Consider the following 15,341-nt stretch of genomic DNA (forward strand, 5'->3'; position numbering starts at 1 on the left):
TCTGAACTCCTGAGATGGGTGAACTTGACGAAGGGGTAGCATGGGCTCGGGCGGGCTGTAAAGCACCTCGCCGGCCTACCCGGAAAAGTTGCGCGGATTCGGGTCGAAAAGCAACAGATAGCCGCCGTTCTGCCCAAGCCATTGGCGCGATTTGCGCAATACTCCGCCGCCATCGACCCAGTATCGGTTGTCCACCCGCGCACCGCCCGGGCCGGTGCAGGTTTCGGCCACCACACGCGTGGCGTGGCTGCGGCCCGACAGCACCACCGTTTCGCGTCCCGCCACCGCCAGCGTGCAGTGCATCGTCACGCTGACCGTCTGGTCCAGCCCGTCCAGCCATTGCCAGCTGCGGTTGTAGCTGCCTTGCCCGGCCGCCAGCATCGCCCGCGACGGCGGCGCCGACGACATCAGGTCTGCCCCCAGCCCGCGCGAGGCCACCAGCACGCCTTGCCGCAAGGTGACCTGGTTGCCAAGATGGCTGGCATAGGTTTCGTCCGGGCCGTTGCGGGCGATTCGCCCCAGGGCTGCGGTGCTGCGCGTATCCTCGACCGCGGCCGAAATCAGCGGCTCGGGCCAGCTGGCCAGCGTTTCGGCCGGAATGTCGATTGCCGCCACCGGCCCCGCAGCCCGCGCCCCGGCCGGCTGGAACGCCGCCCCCAGCAGGCCGCGCAGCTCGGCCGCGCTCGGCCCTGCGGCGGGCGCATTGCCGCAGGCCGCCAGCCCCGCCACCAGCGTCAGCGCCGCGCCGGCGCGCATCCATGCCTGCCAGCGGCGCATCATCTCCAGACCCTTCCCCATTGGTCGTCCAGCCGCTTGGCGTGGTTGCCGCGCACCTGTTCGTAAAGCCGCCCGTCCACGTTCAGCCGCGCCCCGCCATCGCGCTGGATCGGGCGCAGCACCGTGCCGGCCGTGGCGCGCGACCCGTTGCCCAGCATCCAGGCAATCGGGATCGTCACCCGGATGCCCTTGTCGAACGACCCTTCGCCGAACTGCGCCGCCGACACGTTGGTCAGCGTGGCAAAGGCGCCCACGCGCCAGCCGTTGGCGAATTCGCGGTCCAGGCTGAACGTCGCGCCCACGTCGCCGGCCAGATAGCGGCCCACGTCCAGTTGCGCGGTAAAGCCGTTGCGCATGTCGTAATAGGCCGACACATGCCCGGTGGCGACGCCGTAGTTGGTGAACCCCAGCGCCGAGCCGAACGACCGCTGGCGCACATAGTTGACCTCGGCCCCCAGCGCGAGCCGGCTTTGCACCGGCTTCCACAGCACCTCGGCCGAGATGCCGCCAAAGCTGCGTTCCAGGTAACCCACCGTCACCCGGCTATAAAGATTGGTGCCCGGCCGGGCATACCAGGCCAGTTGCAGCCGCTCCAGCTCGGTGCTGCGGCGGGCGCGCAGGTAATCCTCGGTGCGCACGCGCGGCAGAACCGAATTGGACGGGCGGTTGTAATTGCTCAGGTTTCCGGCCACGCGCTGCGTCACCGCGCCTGAAAGCACCAGCCCCGGCGCCAGATCCAGCCAGCCTTGCAGGCGCACGCCCACATCCACCCGGAACGGGTCCGACGGGTCGAACAGGCCGGTGCGTGCATAGGGCCCGAGCGACCAGGTGAACGCCGGGTAAAGCCCCGCCGCCGTCACCGCAACGGGCGACCGCGGCCCGGCCTCGCCCAGGTCGGCCCGGGCGCGCAAGGCGGCGGCGCTGTCGGGGGCGAACTCCAGCGCCTCCAGATCGGACCGTTGCAGCCGCACCCGCGCGGTGCCCATCCCTTGCACCACCGGCACGATGTCGAACACCTCGACCGAGGCGGGCATCGTCGCCGCCAGCGCACGTGCCGCCCGGCCGATGGCCTGCGCGCCGGCATCGAACCGGGTGTTGCGCACCCGCAGCTCCGCCCGCCCCGGCGCCAAGGCCAGCGATTCCAGCTGCAGCCCTTGCGTCTTCAGCGCTTCGGCCACCTTGTCGCGCAGATCCAGCGCGGCGGCGCGGGTGCCGGCCGCCGCCCAGCTGTCGGACCAGGCCCCCGGGTCGGCCTGCCGCGACGGTCGCACCGCCACCGGCAAGGGCCCGGGGCCGCTGACCCCCGGCGCAGGCTTGCGCCGCGGGTTGAAAGAGAAATGCGCCGCGATGCCGATTTCCGAGCCATACATGTAATAGGCGCCCAGCCGCACCGACGGGCTGACCTGATATTCGGCACCAAAGCTCAGCGGGCTCTTGCGGCCCATCAGGCCTTGCCCGGTCTCCAGCGCATAAGCGTCGGAGGAATATTCCATCTTCAGGCCCAGCCGGTCGTTGACCTGCCATTCCACCCCGCCGAAGGGGGCCACCGGCCCGCGGAACCACTGCTTGACGTTCGGCGTGCCGCCGGTGGCCACGCCGGGTGCAGGCCGGGTGCCGGTGCTGGCAAAGCTGCCATAGCTGCCCAGCCGCCCCCAGCCGAGGCCCGCGGTGACCTTGACCCGGTCGGCAAAGGTCTTGGTCGCCACCACATATTCGCCCGCGAAGTTGCCGGTGCCGATGAAATCCTGCAAACCCACTGTGACCGCCGGCCACCAGCGCCCTTCGTCCAGCAGGCGAAAGCGCAGGTCGAAGCTGCGGTCGAAATAGGTCTGCCCCACGCCGAAGCCCGCCAGCGTCAGGTCGCGCACGCCGGTATAGCGAAAGCTGCCTTGCAGCCGCGGCGCGATCTGAAAGGTCAGGGTGTTGCGCGTGGTCGGCCCGAAGCGCGACAGCGACCACGACAGTTCGCCATCGGGCTGCATCTCGGCGCTGGGCATGTCCATCAGGCCGTTGACGCCGTAAAAGTTCAGGCTGGGGCGAAGTTCGGCCAACGCAGGCCAGGGCAGCGCCGCCGCCAGGATCGCGGCGACGGCTGGGCGGGCCAGAGCCGGGCCCCGGGTGCTTCGGATCATGCGGCGCGTCCTTTCGGTTTGGGGCACCATAGGCGACGGTCGGCCCCGGCTGCAAGCGCTTGCCTGCCGCTAGGGCCGGCGTCGGCGGCCGGGCAACACCTTTGCCGCCGTTTGCAGCATCAGCGCGATGTCGAGGCACAGGTTGCGGCGGCGCTGATAGATCAGGTCCAGCCGCGCCTTGCGCGGCACGCAGACCCGGGCATAGACGGCGTCGGTTTCCTCGGGGGTGCGGCAGCGGGCCAGCCACCATTCCTCGTGCCGGTGAAAATGCAGCGATGCAAGCCCGGTGATTCCGGGGCGCGAGCGCAGCACCCGGGCGTAAAGCTCGGGGAACCGCTCCACATACTGGCGCAGGGGCGGGCGAGGGCCGACAAAGCTCATGTCGCCCTTCAGCACGTTCCACAGTTGCGGCACCTCGTCCAGCCGGCTGCGGCGCAGGAAGCGGCCAGTGGGGGTGATGCGGTCGGCCTTGTCGCCGCCTGACACGCCACTGTCGGCGCCGGGCGGGGCAGGGCGCATGGTGCGCAGCTTCCACAGCCGGAAGGGTTGCCCTGGCGCCCGCATCCGTTCGGAGACATGAAACACCGGCCGCCCCTCGCGCCACAAGAGCCACAGCAGCAGGGCCGAGAACGGCACCGCCAGCAGGATCATCAGCCCCAGCGCGCAGAGGATGTCGAGCAACCGCTTGGCCGGGGTCATGGTGCCGCCTTCGCGCCTGCATCTGTGCCCGCGCCTGTCCCCGCCCCCGCCGCCGCGCGCCATTCGGCCGCGACCCCGGCGGCGGTTTCGGCCTGCGGCACCGGCGGCACCAGCGCGGCCAGCCGGGCGCAGTTCATGGCGATGCGCGGCACGGCGGCGGCCCCGGCCGTTGTCCAGGCAAAGCCCAGCCCCGCCGCCTGCATCAGGTCGGCCATCGCCAGCGGGTGCTGGCCGGCGACGTTGAGCACCGCGGGCAGCCGTTCCCCCGCCAGCGCGCGCCGCGCCAGCGCCTGCACCACCCGCGCCAGCAGCCCCGGCCCGGCGTAGGATCGCACCGGCCCCGCCCCGTCGGCAAAGCGGTCGAGCGCGATCGGCAGCCCCTGGGCCACGCGGTCGCCCAGCAGGTCGGCACCGGCCACGTTGCCGATTCGCAGCGCGCAGAGCTGCGGGCCCGGGCCCGAAAGCTCGGCGGCCATCGCCTGCTCCATCTCCAGCTTGGAGCGGCCGTAGGGGTTGGGGCGGTCGGGGGCGGTGTCCTCGGTCGCGTCGCCGGGCGGAGTGCGGCCATAAAGCGCCATCGTCGAAGCCAGCAGGATCGTGCCGACCCCGTCTGCCGCCGCAGCGGCGCGGGCGATGGCGCGGCCGAGGCGCGGGTTTTCGGCCAGTGCCTCGGGCGGGCCGGAGGTGACGCCGGCCAGCACCAGCACCACGCGGGCCGGCGGCAAGGGCTGGCCCGGCGCCCAGGCCACCCAGCCGGGTGCGTCCCCCATGCGCCGGCCTTGCCAGCGGGTCGCAAGCCCCGGCGCGCCCCAGTGCGCCCGCATCAGCCGGCCCACCTTGCCGCTGGCCCCCAGCACCAGAATGTCGGCCCGTTCCATCCTTGCCTCGTGCTGCCTGCTGCCTTTCCTGCCCGCAGGCGCGGCGATTGTCCAGCTGGGGCGGCGCCGGCGGTATCCCCTGCTTGGGGGGTTCTGTCGGCGGCGGCTTCCGTGCTAGCCTGCGGCCATGACCCGGGCCGTGAAACCCCTGTTCCTGCTTGTGCTGCCGCTGCTGGCGGGGCTGGCCGTGGCGGCGACGCCGCGGGCGGCGCGGGCCGATGTGGCCTGCACCGGGCCGGCCGGCGGGCATCTGGGCGCGGCCCCGGCCTGCGACCGGCTGGCGGCGCTGCTGGCGGGGCGCGGCGTTTCGGTGACGCTGGAGCTGACGCGGGACGAGCCGCAACTGCTGGCCGGGCGGCTGGTCTGGCAGGCGGGCGGGCAGCGCCGCGCCGGCCCGGTGGTGGAAGTGACCGCCCGCGACCGCCCGCTGACCGCCGCGGCGGGCGACCGGCTGGTGCGGGGGTTGCTGGCGGTCAGCGACCTGCCCTGAAAAGGCGCCGCGGCGGGGCCGACCCCGGCCCTGTCCCTTGAAGGGACATCTGCCGGACCCAATGAAATCAGGGGCTTGCGCGCGCGGATTTACCAAGCGTTTACGATTGGCCGGGCACGGGGGCGGGGCTGGACCGGAGGGGATGGGCCTGACGTCCGACCTTCGCCAGGTTTCGCTGGATCGGGTTGGCCTGGCCGGGCGACCCGCCATCGCGCCGCCCGGGTAGCCAGAGGAAGGCCACGGGCAAGGCGAGCACGATCATCAGCAGCACCCAGGACGCGGCCGGGCCTTCGTTGCGCGACAGCCCGGGGAACGCACGCCGGTCGGCGAAGCGGCTCGGCACCCCGGTTGCGTGGCCGGGCCCGCCGAGGGCCAGCACGTTGGGCAGGTCGCAGGTGCGGAACTCGGTGATGAGCTGGATGACCCTGGCCATCGCGGCGACCCAGAGATATCCGGCCGCCCGGTGCGCCAGGTCACGGCGACAGCGCCATATGGCAACGGATCCCGCCACCAGCGCGACCAGCGCCGCGCACGTGTGCAGCACAAGCACCGGACCAGACAGAAGGACAGGATCGAAAGACATGCAAGCATCACCCTGGTTGTGAAAAGGAGCCGAAAAGAAAGCCCGCGCGGACAGCAGACGGCAAACCTGCCACGGCCCCGGCCGGAGCCGAAGCGGCGCCGTCCCGTGCGGCTCGGACCCCGGCGCGCGCCACCGGTCCGGGATCGCGGTCAGGCCGTGTCCTGCATCACCTGGTTGCGCGCCGGATCCAACACCTCCAGCCCGCCCTGCGATGCCGGTTCCGGCAACATCCGCCGCCAGGCTCTTGCCCCCGGGCGCCCGGCAAGCAGGCCCAGCATGTGGCGTGTCACCTGATGCAGCTGCCCCCCCCCGCCGCCAGATGCGCCGCGGTGCAGGGACGCATCGCGGCCGCCACCACGAAGGCGTCGCGCGCGTGGTCCTGCCCCCGAAGCGCATCGGCCCCGATCAGCACCGCGCCCGGATCAGATCAGCCGCCGCCGGATCCGGTGCGACAGCCCGTCGATCACGGCCACGGTGATCAGGATCAGAAGGATGATGAAGGCCACCTGCGGCCAGGCGTTGATGAGGATTCGGTCCATCAGGAAGAACCCGATCCCGCCGGCCCCCACCACGCCGAGGATGGTGGCCGAGCGCACGTTGGATTCGAAGAAATAAAGCGTGTTGGTCAGGAACACCGGCACCACCTGCGGCCAGATGCCGAAGCGGATCACCTGCACCCGCCCCGCCCCGGTGGCGCGCACCCCGCGCGACTGTTCGGCATCGGCATTCTCGATCGCCTCGGCATAGAGTTTCGCCAGCACCCCGGTGTCGTTCACCGCGATGGCGAGGATGCCGGCAAAGGGCCCGAGCCCGATGATCGACACAAAGAGGATCGCCCAGATCAGGCTGTCCACCCCCCGCACCACATCGAACATCCGCCGCACCGCAAAGCGCAACGGGGCCAGCGGCATGGTGTTGGCCGCCCCCATGAACCCCAGCGGCACCGCCAGGATGCTGGCCGCCAGCGTGCCGAGGAAGGCCATGGCGACGGTTTCGGCAATCGCCAGCGCATAGGTCTGCGCCATGCCCCCCGTCTGCGGCGGCAGCATCAGGCCGCCCACCCGGATCAGCTCGCCCGATCCTTGCCAGAGCCTGACGAACCCGAAGCCCAGCCGGTCCAGCCCCCAGACGAACAGCACCGCGCCCACGGCGATGGCGGCGCGTGTGGCCCACATCCGCAGGCCCCGGTCGGGGAAGGCGCCGGGGTGGGCCGCGCGCAGCGCCTCGATGCGGGCGGCGGTCGTCATGCGGTGGCCCTCAGCGCCTCGGCGCCGATGATGCGGTGGCGCAGGAACTCCGAGATCTGGTCGATCAGCGCCACGGTCACGATCAGCATCAGCGCGATGGCGGAAATGTCGGTGTAGTGGAAACTCTTGATCGCGGTATAGAGGTCTTGCCCGATCCCGCCCGCGCCGACGAAGCCCAGGACCGAGGCCGAGCGCACGTTGATCTCGAACCTGAGAAGCCCGTAGGACACGAAGGCCGGCGCCACCTGCGGCAACGCGCCATAGCGCATCACCTGCATCCAGGAGGCGCCGGTCGAGCGCACGCCGCGCAGGGCGTCGGGGTCGGTCGCCTCGGCCACCTCGCCGAACAATTTCCCGAGCGCGCCCATCGTGTGCAGCCCGATCGCCATCACCCCCGCCATGGGGCCGATGCCGAAAGAGAACACGAAGAGCACCGCGAACACCAGTTCCGGCACGGTGCGGGCGAATTCGAACACCCGGCGCATCAGGGTCGAGGCCCAGGGCGCGGGCGCGAGGTTGCGCGCGGCCACAAAGGCGCCCGCCACGGCAAAGGCGGTGCCGAAGACCGTGGCGTAGAAGGCGATCAGGATGGTGTCGATCAGGCCCGCAAACCAGCGGTCGAACCGGCGGAACCAGTGCGCCATGTCGGCGGCGAAGGTCTCGAGGCTCAGCACCGGCACCATCTTGCCGAAATAGCTGCCGAAACGGTCCATCCGGGCCCAGAGGCGGGCCAGGTCCACCTCGCCCAGATCGGCCGAAATCGCGGCGGTGACGAGGATGGCGAGGACGATCAGCGCCGTCTGCCCCATCCGCGCGCGCCGGGCGGCGCGGAAGGCGGTTTCCACCTGCGCCGCCGAAGTCATGCCGCCTCCTCGATGGCGGTCAGATCGGCGGTGCCATAGACCTGTTCCAGCACCGGCCCGGTCAAGGCCGAGGTCGGCCCGTCGAACACCACGCGGCCCCTGGCCAGCGCCACCGCACGGGTGCAGTATTTCTGCGCCAGGGCCACGGAGTGCAGGTTGCACAGCACCGTGATGCCGTTCTCGCGGTTGATCCGCGCCAGCGCGTCCATCACCGCCTCGGAGTTGCGGGGATCGAGGCTGGCCACCGGCTCGTCGGCCAGGATGATCTGCGGCTCCTGCACCAGGGCGCGGGCAATCGCCACGCGCTGCTGCTGGCCGCCCGACAGGGCGTCGGCGCGTTTCAGCGCCTGTTCGCCCATGTCGAGCGCCACCAGCGCCTCGATGGCGCGCGCCCGGTCCTCGTCGGTGAACAGACCCAGAAGCGACGGGATCAGCGGCCGGGTGGCCAGCCGCCCGGTCATCACATTGGTCAGCACCGTGAGCCGCGCCACGAGGTTGAAGCGCTGGAATACCATCGCCGTGCCGCGCCGCCAGTCGCGCAGATCGCGCCCCCGCAGCGCCAGCACATCGCGCCCCGCGCAGGTCATCGTGCCGCCGTCAGGGTCGATCAGCCGGTTGATGACGTTCAGAAGGGTGGATTTTCCCGCCCCCGACCGCCCGATCACCGCCACCATCTCGCCCCTGGCAAAGGCGAGGCTGATGCCATCCAGGGCACGCGCCTCGCCCCAGGTCTTGACGATGCCCTCCAGCTTCAGGAAGGGCTGCCCGGTCACTTGGTTGCCAGCCGGATCTTGATGAACTCGTCATACATCTCGTGCGTGGCGAAGCCGAAGCCGCCGAAGGTGTCCTTGGCCACCACGGCAAAGCGCTCGGGGTCGGCCCAGGGCATGTTGACGATGCAGGCGGTCATTGCCTTCTTCATCGGCTCGGGCAGCGACTTGATGGCGACGAAGGGCGCGTTCGGCACGATGTCGGATTCGTAGATGAAGCGGATGTCCTCCAGCTTGATCGTGCCGGCCCCGGCCGCGCGGGTATGCGCGCCGACCGCGGGCGAGTAATACCAGTTGGTGGCGGCATCCACCTTGCCCTGCACCACCGACACCAGGCTGTTGTCATGGCTGCCGGTCTGCACCATCTCCGAAAAGAAGATCGGGTTGTTGTCCTTGTCCACCATGCCCTTTTCGCGGAAATACTGCATCGGCAGCACATAGCCCGAGGCCGAGGTGGGCGAGGGCCAGCCCAGCGACTTGCCCTTGAGGTCATCCATGGTCTGATAGGGGCTGTCGGCCTTGACCACGATCACCCAGCGATAGCCGAGGTCGCCGTTCTTGGACACGTCCATCGCCACCGGTTCCACATCGCCGCCCGAAATGTCCCAGCCGGTCGCGTAGCCGGCAGGGCCGGTCCAGGTCAGGTGGGTGTCGCCCTGCGCCTGGCTTTCGATGATTGCGGAATAATCCGAGGCGACGCGGACGGTGACCTTCTGCACGCCGAGGCAGGATTGCAGGTATTCGCCGAACTTCTCCCACCGCTCGGCCGCGCTCTGCGCGTTCTCGCCGGTGCCGACGCCGAACACGACCTCGGGGAACTTGGCGCGCCAGTCATCCTCGGCCATGGCAGCCATGGGCAGGACAAGGGCGGTGGTCAGGGTCAACAGACGGATCATCGGGGGCAACTCCGGTTTGGTGCAGCTCCGGCCTAGGCTCGCGCGGTAACGTGCGCGTGATCGCCGTGTGACGTTTCGATGATCCGCCGGGCTGCGTCATGCAGGACTGCGTCGCCCGCCGCCAGCACGCGCCGGCCCGACCCGAGGCGGAGGGGCCGCCCCTCCCAATCGGTCACCCGGCCGCCTGCGCCCGCGATGATCGGGGCGAAGGGCGCCCAGTCCCACAGGTCCAGCCCCGCATCCAGCGCAAGGTCCGTGCCGCCCGAGGCCAGGCGCCCGTAGGCCAGGCACGACGCCCCCCAGACACGCCAGCCGGTCGCCGCACGCAGCGCATCGAGCGCGGGCATATCGCGCGGCCCGAAGAAATCGGGCGACGACACCGAAAGGATCGCCTGCGCCATGGCCGTGCCCGCCCGCGTGCGGCAAGGCACCCCGTTGTGCGTGGTGGGCTGCCCCTGCACCCCGATCGAGCGGTCGCGGGTGCGGTGCATGTCGATCACCCCCAGCACGGGCCTACCTTCGCGCAACAGCGCGATCAGCGTGCCGTGAACCGGAACCCCGGCCACCCAGGCCCCGGTGCCGTCCACCGGGTCCAGCACCCAGAGCCATTCGGCGCCGGGGTTCACCGTCGCCCCCTCCTCGCCAAGGATGCCGTGGTCGGGAAAGCGGTCGGCAATGCGCGCCGCCAGTGCAGCCTCGATGTCGCGGTCCAGCGCTGTGACGAAACTGCGGTCGGGCTTGAGGTCCGGCGCGCCGGGCCGGGCAGCGCAGACCGTCGCCTGCGCCGCATCGGCCAACGTCACCGCAAGCGCCCGCGCCGCCGCAAGCGTCATCCCCGCTTGCCGATGATGGCAAAGCGCAGGCGCGTCGAGATCAGGTCGATCACGCTGACCACGACAAGGATCATCAGGATGATGACCGACACCTGCTGCCATTCGCCGGTGCGGATCGTGTCGGACAGGAACAGCCCGATCCCGCCCGCGCCGACGATGCCGATGATGGTGGCCGAGCGGGTGTTGGATTCGAAGAAATACAGGATCTGGCTGATCAGCACCGGCATCACCTGCGGCAAGAGGCCGAAGGCGATCTCGTCCCATCGGTTGCCGCCGGTTGACCGAACCCCTTCCGAGGCGTTCCTCTCGGTGGCCTCCATCGCCTCGGAATAGACCTTGGCAAAGCCGGCCATGTCCGACGAGGCAATCGCCAGAACCCCGGCAAACGGGCCAAGGCCCACCACGTTCACATAGATCAGCGCCCAGATCAGCGTGTCGATCCCGCGCACCCCGTCGAACAGGCGGCGCGACATGAACTGCACGATGCGGCTGGTCATCACGTTGCGCGCCGCCAGCAGCGACAGCGGGAAGGCAAGGATCGCCCCCAGCAAGGTGCCGAGCAGCGCGATCGCCACGGTTTCGCCCAGGGCCTTGGCAAAGGCGGGGAAATTGCCCTTGGCATCGGGCGGCAGCATGAAGCTGACGATGTAGCCCAGCTGCTCCAGCCCGTTCCAGATGCGGGCAAAGCTGAACCCGAAACGGTCGAGCGAATAGACAAACAGGCCCGCCATCGCCAGCGTCACGCCCGCCGGCACGACGTGGCGCTGCCAGCCGGGGTGGATCAGCGCCTGCCTCTCGGGGCCGAGGCCGCGGGCGCGCGCCAGAAGGGTGCTGCGTATGTCGGCCATCAATGCCCCTCCCGCCCGATGATCGCGTGGCGAAGTTTCTCGGTCAGGATGTCCACCACCATCACGGTGGCGATGATCATCAGAAGGATCGCCGAGATGTCGGAATAGTAGAATTGCCGGATTGCCGTCACCAGCTCCTGCCCGATCCCGCCCGCGCCGACAAAGCCCATGACGGCGGCGCCGCGGATGTTCACCTCGAACCGCAAGAGCGCGTAGCTGACGAAGTTGGGCAGCACCTGCGGCAGCACGCCGAAGATCATCGCCGCATGCCAGCCGCCGCCGGTCGCGATCACGCCTTCGACGGGCTTGAGGCTCGCATTCTCGTTCACCTCGGAAAAGAGCTTGCCCAAAGCCCCGATGGTGTGCAGCGCGATCGCCATGACGCCGGGCAGCGGCCCCAGACCGAAGGCTACGATGAAGATCAGCGCAAAGACGATCTCGGGCACCGTGCGGCAGAATTCAAGCAGACGGCGCGTCACGAAGACCAGCCATTTCACACGGTTGAGACTGCCCGCCGCCACGAAGGACAGGTATCCGCCGACCAGCGCGCCGATGATGGTGCCCGTATATGCAATCAGGATCGTGTCGATCAGCAGCCGCGTCCATCGCTTCAGGCCCCAATACCACTCGCCCAAGTCGGCCCAGAAGGTGGCCAGCGACAGCTTCGGCACAAGATTCGAGAAGTAGTCGAAGAACCGCGGGATCCCCTCGGCAAACCGGGTCGGGCTGACCTCGGCCATCCCGGCTGCAACCAGGCAAAGGGCGATCAGGATGCCAAGACCGCCCAGCGTGCGCAGTCGCTTTGCGCGCTGCACCTCGGCATAGGCGTCGCGAATCGCGGTGGCGCGTTCAGGGGTAAGGGCGGGGATGCGGGCTGTCATGATGAAGGCGGTTGCAGGCCCCGCGCCGGGGCCTGCAACCCTTTGTCCTTACTGCTTTTTCCGCAGAGCATCAACGTATTCGATCATCGCCATCGATTCGCGATAGTCTTCCAGCTTGACCGGCAGGAAGCCCTGGCCCTTGCCGTCGTTGAACTTGGCATAGGTCTCGGGCGAACGTTCGGTCATGTGGATGAAGGCATCCTGGATCGCGGTCTTGCAGCCTTCCGACAGGGTGTTGACGTAGATCAGCGGCGAGCCGGCCAGCAGCGGCGACTTCCACACGATGCGGAAGTCGTCATACTTGACCATGCCCTTCTTTTCCATCTGGCGCAGGTTGGACTGTTCCTCGTTGTCCCACCAGTTGCCGGCGGCATCGACGGTGCCTTGCTGCACGGCGATCACCGCGTTCTCGTGGCTGCCGGTGAAGACAACGTCCGAGAAGTAGGTTTCCGGCGTGATCTTTTCGTCGCGGTCCATGAAGAAGCGCAGCGCGAAGTTGCCCGAGGTCGAGTTGGGATCGACCAGGCCGAACTTCTTGCCCTTCAGGTCGGCCAGCGACTGATAGGGGCTGTCGGCCTTGACGTAGATCACCGAGTAATAGCCCACGGCGCCATTGTTGTTGATCGCGGCGAAGGGGGTCACGTTGCCGCCGGTCACCTGATAGGCGCGGGCGAACGACCCCGGGCCGTGCCAGCCGATGTGGATGTTGCCGGCCTTGTGGCCCTCGATCACCGCGGCATAGTCGGATGCCACGCGCAGCGTCACCTTGGTGCCGAGCTGTCCGGTCAGGTAGTCGGCCGTCGGGGTGAAACGGTCGATCGAGCCTTGGGCGTTTTCCGCCGGCACAACCGCGAACACCAGTTCGCCGTCGTCCTTGCAGGCGTCGGCGGCCAGCGCGGGCGCCGCCACGAGGGCCGCAACCGCCGCCGCCATCATCGTCGTCTTCATTTCGCCATCTCCATCTTGGCCACAGGTTTCACGGCGGACAGGGGGGTGTTCTCCACCCCGGCCTCGCTGCTTTCCATTCCGTAAAGGTCGCGCACCACGCCGTCGGTCAGCTGCGCCGCGGTGCCGTCGAAGAACATTCGCCCGCCCTGCAAGCCGATCAGCCGGTCGCAGTATTTGCGGGCCAGGTCGATGGAATGCAGGTTCACCAGCACGGTGATGCCGAACTCGCGGTTCAGCCGCTGCAACGTGTCCATCACGATGCGCGTGTTGCGCGGATCGAGGCTGGCCACGGGTTCGTCGGCCAGGATCAGCTCGGGCTCCTGCGCCAGCGCGCGCGCGATCGCCACCCGCTGCTGCTGGCCGCCCGACAGGCTTTCGGCGCGTTGCGCAGCATAATCGGCCATGTCCACGAGGTCGAGCGCCGCGGTGGCAATCGCGCGATCCTCCTCGGAATAGAGGTTCAGCGCCGCCCGCAACGTGGAGACCCGCGACAGCCGGCCCAGAAGGACGTTGGTCATCACGTCCAGTCGGCCGGCCAGGTTGAACTGCTGAAACACCATCGCCGCCCGTGACCGCCAGCGCCGAAGCTCCGCCCCCTTGAGGCCGGACACGTTCTGGCCGTTGAATACGATCGTGCCCGAGGTCGCATCCGACAACCGGTTGATCGCGCGCAAGAGCGTGGATTTTCCCGCCCCGGAGCGACCGATCACGCCCACCATGCTTCCGGTCGGAACCGTGAAGGACACGTCGTTCAACGCCGTCGATGTGGCGAAAACCTTTGTCAGTCTGTCGATCTTCAGGGTCATGCTCACCTCACAGGCGATGTGCATAACCCCCTTCTGCGACAGCTCGGCGAATGACGCATGACGCATCAATGACGGGGGGCCAGTTTCGGGATCCCGTCTCCTCGGGCGCGGTGGGCTGGCGAAGGGCCGAGGCGCGCACCGAGGCCCCGAACCGCGCCACGGGGCGACGCCTACCCCCGCCGTGCCGCTTCGATGGCCGCCACGTCGATCTTCTGCATCGTCATCATCGCCGCAAAGGCCTGCCGCGCTGCATCGCCGCCCGCCGCCAGCGCCTCGGTGAGCGTGCGCGGGACGATCTGCCAGTTGACGCCCCAGCGGTCCTTGCACCAGCCGCAGTCGCTTTCCCGCCCGCCGTTGCCGACGATCGCGGTCCAGTAGCGGTCGGTCTCGCCTTGCGTGTCGGTGGCGATCTGGAACGAGAAGGCCTCGCTGTGCGGAAAGGCCGGTCCGCCATTCAGCCCGATGCAGGGGAGGCCGCAGACGGTGAACAGCACCACCATGACATCCCCAGCCTTGTTGCCGGGGTTGTCCATCGGCGAGCGGATCACCGCCGTAACCTCGCTGTCGGGAAAGACCGAGGCGTAGAAGCGCGCGGCCGCCTCGGCCTCGGTGTCGTACCAGATGCAGACGGTGTTCTTGGGGGTCATTGCGCACCCCCATCCTGCATGATGCCCCACTTGAGGCCGAAGGGATCCTGCACCATGCCCCAGTCGTCGCCCCAGGGCTGGCGGGCGTAGGGCACGAGTTCGGTGCAACCTGCCGCGATGGCGCGGTTCCACCACATGCGGCCGTCCGTGACGACCAGTTGCAGGTGGCCAGACCCGGTCTGAATGGTCCGGACCTCCGCCCCGCCAGGGTTCATCCCCGAATCTGTCATCATCAGCGCGCCGCCGTTGATCGGCACCTGCCCGTGCATCACGCCGGGGCTACCATCGTAGAAGGGCATCCGCCCGATGTCCTCGGCCCCGAAGGCGCGGGCGTAGAAATCCATCGCCTCGGCGGTGCGGCCCGCCATGGCGATGCAGGGCACGACGCCCTGCATGGGGTTTGCCCCCGCGGGATCGGGTTGCGTCATCCTGTCCTCCCTGACAAGGCATCCTTGGGTGCCCTCATTTACTTTGGGATCAAAGGATCATGACCGAGACAACCCCCGGCCTGCTGCCGCGCGACACGGTCCTTCACATCCGCGACACCTGCCTGTGCCTTGCGGTGCAGCGGGCGGCGCGGCGGCTGGCGCGGCGCTTCGATGCGGCGCTGCGGCCCTTCGGGCTGACCAACGGGCAGTTTGCGCTGATGGTGGCGCTCAATCAGCCCGAGCCGCCGCCGATCGGCCGGCTCGCGCCCTTCCTCGGGATGGATCCCTCGACGCTCACCGCCGCCGTCAAGCCGCTCGCCCGCCGCGGGCTGCTGGTGGTCGAGCCTGACCCCGACGACGGCCGTTCGCGCCGTCTGCGGATCACGCCCGAGGGCGTGGCACTGATGCGACAGGCGGTCGATGTCTGGCGCGAGGAACATGCGGCGCTGGAGGCCATGATGTTGCCCGGCATGGCCGAGGCGCTGCGGACGGGCCTTGGCGCGCTGGCGCAACCGCCCCTGTGACGCCTGCCGCGCAGCGCCGGACCGCCCGCAAAAAACGGCGCCGCGCGCGGTCGGGGTCATTTGCCTGTTGCATACCTTTCCTAAGACAGGG

19 protein-coding genes are annotated in these 15,341 nt (G+C 69.3%); 2 read left to right on the forward strand and 17 right to left on the reverse strand.

Annotated features, from left to right (window positions below):
- Nucleotides 1–75: 75 nt before the first annotated feature.
- The 4 genes from ACK4S2_RS01390 to ACK4S2_RS01405 form a co-directional block, all read right to left on the reverse strand.
- Nucleotides 76–780, reverse strand: coding sequence for a YjbF family lipoprotein (locus ACK4S2_RS01390; protein WP_409619565.1), 705 nt, complete (start codon nt 778–780; stop codon nt 76–78).
- The gene (locus ACK4S2_RS01395) at nt 777–2,909 is read right to left on the reverse strand and encodes a YjbH domain-containing protein (protein WP_409619567.1); all 2,133 of its coding nucleotides are present in this window, start codon (nt 2,907–2,909) and stop codon (nt 777–779) included. Before ACK4S2_RS01395 ends, ACK4S2_RS01390 begins: the two co-directional genes overlap by 4 nt.
- Before the next feature lie 69 nt (nt 2,910–2,978).
- The gene (locus ACK4S2_RS01400; protein WP_409619569.1) at nt 2,979–3,608 is read right to left on the reverse strand and encodes a sugar transferase; all 630 of its coding nucleotides are present in this window, start codon (nt 3,606–3,608) and stop codon (nt 2,979–2,981) included.
- Nucleotides 3,605–4,486 (reverse strand): NAD-dependent epimerase/dehydratase family protein, encoded by an 882-nt coding sequence (locus ACK4S2_RS01405; protein WP_409619571.1) that lies wholly within the window; start codon nt 4,484–4,486, stop codon nt 3,605–3,607. The genes ACK4S2_RS01400 and ACK4S2_RS01405 overlap by 4 nt, the downstream gene beginning before the upstream one ends.
- A 139-nt stretch (nt 4,487–4,625) precedes the next feature.
- On the opposite strand from ACK4S2_RS01405, the gene ACK4S2_RS01410 reads away from it, so the two are divergent.
- A complete protein-coding gene (locus ACK4S2_RS01410; protein ID WP_409619573.1) occupies nt 4,626–4,976 on the forward strand; it encodes a hypothetical protein in 351 nt (116 codons plus the stop codon).
- A gap of 100 nt (nt 4,977–5,076) precedes the next feature.
- Here ACK4S2_RS01410 and ACK4S2_RS01415 read toward each other — a convergent pair whose 3' ends face one another.
- From ACK4S2_RS01415 to ACK4S2_RS01475, 13 genes are all read right to left on the reverse strand, one after another.
- On the reverse strand, nt 5,077–5,409 hold the full coding sequence (locus ACK4S2_RS01415) for a hypothetical protein (protein WP_409619575.1): 333 nt from the start codon (nt 5,407–5,409) through the stop codon (nt 5,077–5,079).
- A 299-nt stretch (nt 5,410–5,708) separates the two neighbouring features.
- Nucleotides 5,709–5,837 (reverse strand): hypothetical protein, encoded by a 129-nt coding sequence (locus ACK4S2_RS01420; RefSeq protein WP_409619577.1) that lies wholly within the window; start codon nt 5,835–5,837, stop codon nt 5,709–5,711.
- Between the two features lie 144 nt (nt 5,838–5,981).
- A complete protein-coding gene (gene phnE, locus ACK4S2_RS01425; RefSeq protein ID WP_409619579.1) occupies nt 5,982–6,806 on the reverse strand; it encodes a phosphonate ABC transporter, permease protein PhnE in 825 nt (274 codons plus the stop codon).
- Nucleotides 6,803–7,669, reverse strand: a complete 867-nt coding sequence (gene phnE / locus ACK4S2_RS01430) for a phosphonate ABC transporter, permease protein PhnE (RefSeq protein WP_409619581.1) — start codon at nt 7,667–7,669, stop codon at nt 6,803–6,805. Before phnE (ACK4S2_RS01430) ends, phnE (ACK4S2_RS01425) begins: the two co-directional genes overlap by 4 nt.
- Entirely contained in the window at nt 7,666–8,442 is a 777-nt protein-coding gene (gene phnC / locus ACK4S2_RS01435) for a phosphonate ABC transporter ATP-binding protein (protein ID WP_409619583.1), read from the reverse strand. The genes phnE (ACK4S2_RS01430) and phnC (ACK4S2_RS01435) overlap by 4 nt, the downstream gene beginning before the upstream one ends.
- Nucleotides 8,439–9,335, reverse strand: coding sequence for a phosphate/phosphite/phosphonate ABC transporter substrate-binding protein (gene phnD / locus ACK4S2_RS01440; protein WP_409619585.1), 897 nt, complete (start codon nt 9,333–9,335; stop codon nt 8,439–8,441). The genes phnC (ACK4S2_RS01435) and phnD (ACK4S2_RS01440) overlap by 4 nt, the downstream gene beginning before the upstream one ends.
- Nucleotides 9,336–9,367: 32 nt before the next feature.
- On the reverse strand, nt 9,368–10,168 hold the full coding sequence (locus tag ACK4S2_RS01445; RefSeq protein ID WP_409619587.1) for an inositol monophosphatase family protein: 801 nt from the start codon (nt 10,166–10,168) through the stop codon (nt 9,368–9,370).
- The gene (phnE, locus tag ACK4S2_RS01450; RefSeq protein ID WP_409619589.1) at nt 10,165–11,016 is read right to left on the reverse strand and encodes a phosphonate ABC transporter, permease protein PhnE; all 852 of its coding nucleotides are present in this window, start codon (nt 11,014–11,016) and stop codon (nt 10,165–10,167) included. The genes ACK4S2_RS01445 and phnE (ACK4S2_RS01450) overlap by 4 nt, the downstream gene beginning before the upstream one ends.
- Nucleotides 11,016–11,897, reverse strand: coding sequence for a phosphonate ABC transporter, permease protein PhnE (gene phnE / locus ACK4S2_RS01455; protein ID WP_409619591.1), 882 nt, complete (start codon nt 11,895–11,897; stop codon nt 11,016–11,018). Before phnE (ACK4S2_RS01455) ends, phnE (ACK4S2_RS01450) begins: the two co-directional genes overlap by 1 nt.
- 48 nt (nt 11,898–11,945) lie before the next feature.
- Entirely contained in the window at nt 11,946–12,845 is a 900-nt protein-coding gene (gene phnD, locus ACK4S2_RS01460; RefSeq protein ID WP_409619593.1) for a phosphonate ABC transporter substrate-binding protein, read from the reverse strand.
- Nucleotides 12,842–13,651, reverse strand: coding sequence for a phosphonate ABC transporter ATP-binding protein (phnC, locus tag ACK4S2_RS01465; protein WP_409619595.1), 810 nt, complete (start codon nt 13,649–13,651; stop codon nt 12,842–12,844). The genes phnD (ACK4S2_RS01460) and phnC (ACK4S2_RS01465) overlap by 4 nt, the downstream gene beginning before the upstream one ends.
- 170 nt (nt 13,652–13,821) lie before the next feature.
- Nucleotides 13,822–14,298: a VOC family protein gene (locus ACK4S2_RS01470; RefSeq protein WP_409619597.1), complete on the reverse strand. Its 477-nt coding sequence runs from the start codon at nt 14,296–14,298 to the stop codon at nt 13,822–13,824.
- Nucleotides 14,295–14,726: a VOC family protein gene (locus tag ACK4S2_RS01475; protein WP_409619599.1), complete on the reverse strand. Its 432-nt coding sequence runs from the start codon at nt 14,724–14,726 to the stop codon at nt 14,295–14,297. The genes ACK4S2_RS01470 and ACK4S2_RS01475 overlap by 4 nt, the downstream gene beginning before the upstream one ends.
- A 59-nt stretch (nt 14,727–14,785) precedes the next feature.
- On the opposite strand from ACK4S2_RS01475, the gene ACK4S2_RS01480 reads away from it, so the two are divergent.
- On the forward strand, nt 14,786–15,250 hold the full coding sequence (locus tag ACK4S2_RS01480) for a MarR family winged helix-turn-helix transcriptional regulator (protein ID WP_409619601.1): 465 nt from the start codon (nt 14,786–14,788) through the stop codon (nt 15,248–15,250).
- The last annotated feature ends 91 nt before the right edge of the window (nt 15,251–15,341 follow it).

It is taken from the genome of Gemmobacter sp. (genome assembly GCF_046292685.1).
Taxonomy (GTDB): Bacteria; Pseudomonadota; Alphaproteobacteria; order Rhodobacterales; family Rhodobacteraceae; genus Wagnerdoeblera.

Coding starts and splice junctions, on each gene's coding strand:
- phnE (WP_409619579.1), bottom strand. CDS start 6,806: ATGACGACCGCCGCCCGCATCGAGGCGCTGCGCGCGGCCCACCCCGGC.
- ACK4S2_RS01415 (WP_409619575.1), bottom strand. CDS start 5,409: ATGGCCAGGGTCATCCAGCTCATCACCGAGTTCCGCACCTGCGACCTG.
- ACK4S2_RS01390 (WP_409619565.1), bottom strand. CDS start 780: ATGATGCGCCGCTGGCAGGCATGGATGCGCGCCGGCGCGGCGCTGACG.
- ACK4S2_RS01445 (WP_409619587.1), bottom strand. CDS start 10,168: ATGACGCTTGCGGCGGCGCGGGCGCTTGCGGTGACGTTGGCCGATGCG.
- ACK4S2_RS01480 (WP_409619601.1), top strand. CDS start 14,786: ATGACCGAGACAACCCCCGGCCTGCTGCCGCGCGACACGGTCCTTCAC.
- phnE (WP_409619591.1), bottom strand. CDS start 11,897: ATGACAGCCCGCATCCCCGCCCTTACCCCTGAACGCGCCACCGCGATT.
- ACK4S2_RS01400 (WP_409619569.1), bottom strand. CDS start 3,608: ATGACCCCGGCCAAGCGGTTGCTCGACATCCTCTGCGCGCTGGGGCTG.
- phnE (WP_409619581.1), bottom strand. CDS start 7,669: ATGACTTCGGCGGCGCAGGTGGAAACCGCCTTCCGCGCCGCCCGGCGC.
- ACK4S2_RS01475 (WP_409619599.1), bottom strand. CDS start 14,726: ATGACGCAACCCGATCCCGCGGGGGCAAACCCCATGCAGGGCGTCGTG.
- ACK4S2_RS01395 (WP_409619567.1), bottom strand. CDS start 2,909: ATGATCCGAAGCACCCGGGGCCCGGCTCTGGCCCGCCCAGCCGTCGCC.
- ACK4S2_RS01420 (WP_409619577.1), bottom strand. CDS start 5,837: ATGCTGGGCCTGCTTGCCGGGCGCCCGGGGGCAAGAGCCTGGCGGCGG.
- phnE (WP_409619589.1), bottom strand. CDS start 11,016: ATGGCCGACATACGCAGCACCCTTCTGGCGCGCGCCCGCGGCCTCGGC.
- ACK4S2_RS01405 (WP_409619571.1), bottom strand. CDS start 4,486: ATGGAACGGGCCGACATTCTGGTGCTGGGGGCCAGCGGCAAGGTGGGC.
- ACK4S2_RS01470 (WP_409619597.1), bottom strand. CDS start 14,298: ATGACCCCCAAGAACACCGTCTGCATCTGGTACGACACCGAGGCCGAG.
- phnD (WP_409619593.1), bottom strand. CDS start 12,845: ATGAAGACGACGATGATGGCGGCGGCGGTTGCGGCCCTCGTGGCGGCG.
- phnD (WP_409619585.1), bottom strand. CDS start 9,335: ATGATCCGTCTGTTGACCCTGACCACCGCCCTTGTCCTGCCCATGGCT.
- phnC (WP_409619595.1), bottom strand. CDS start 13,651: ATGACCCTGAAGATCGACAGACTGACAAAGGTTTTCGCCACATCGACG.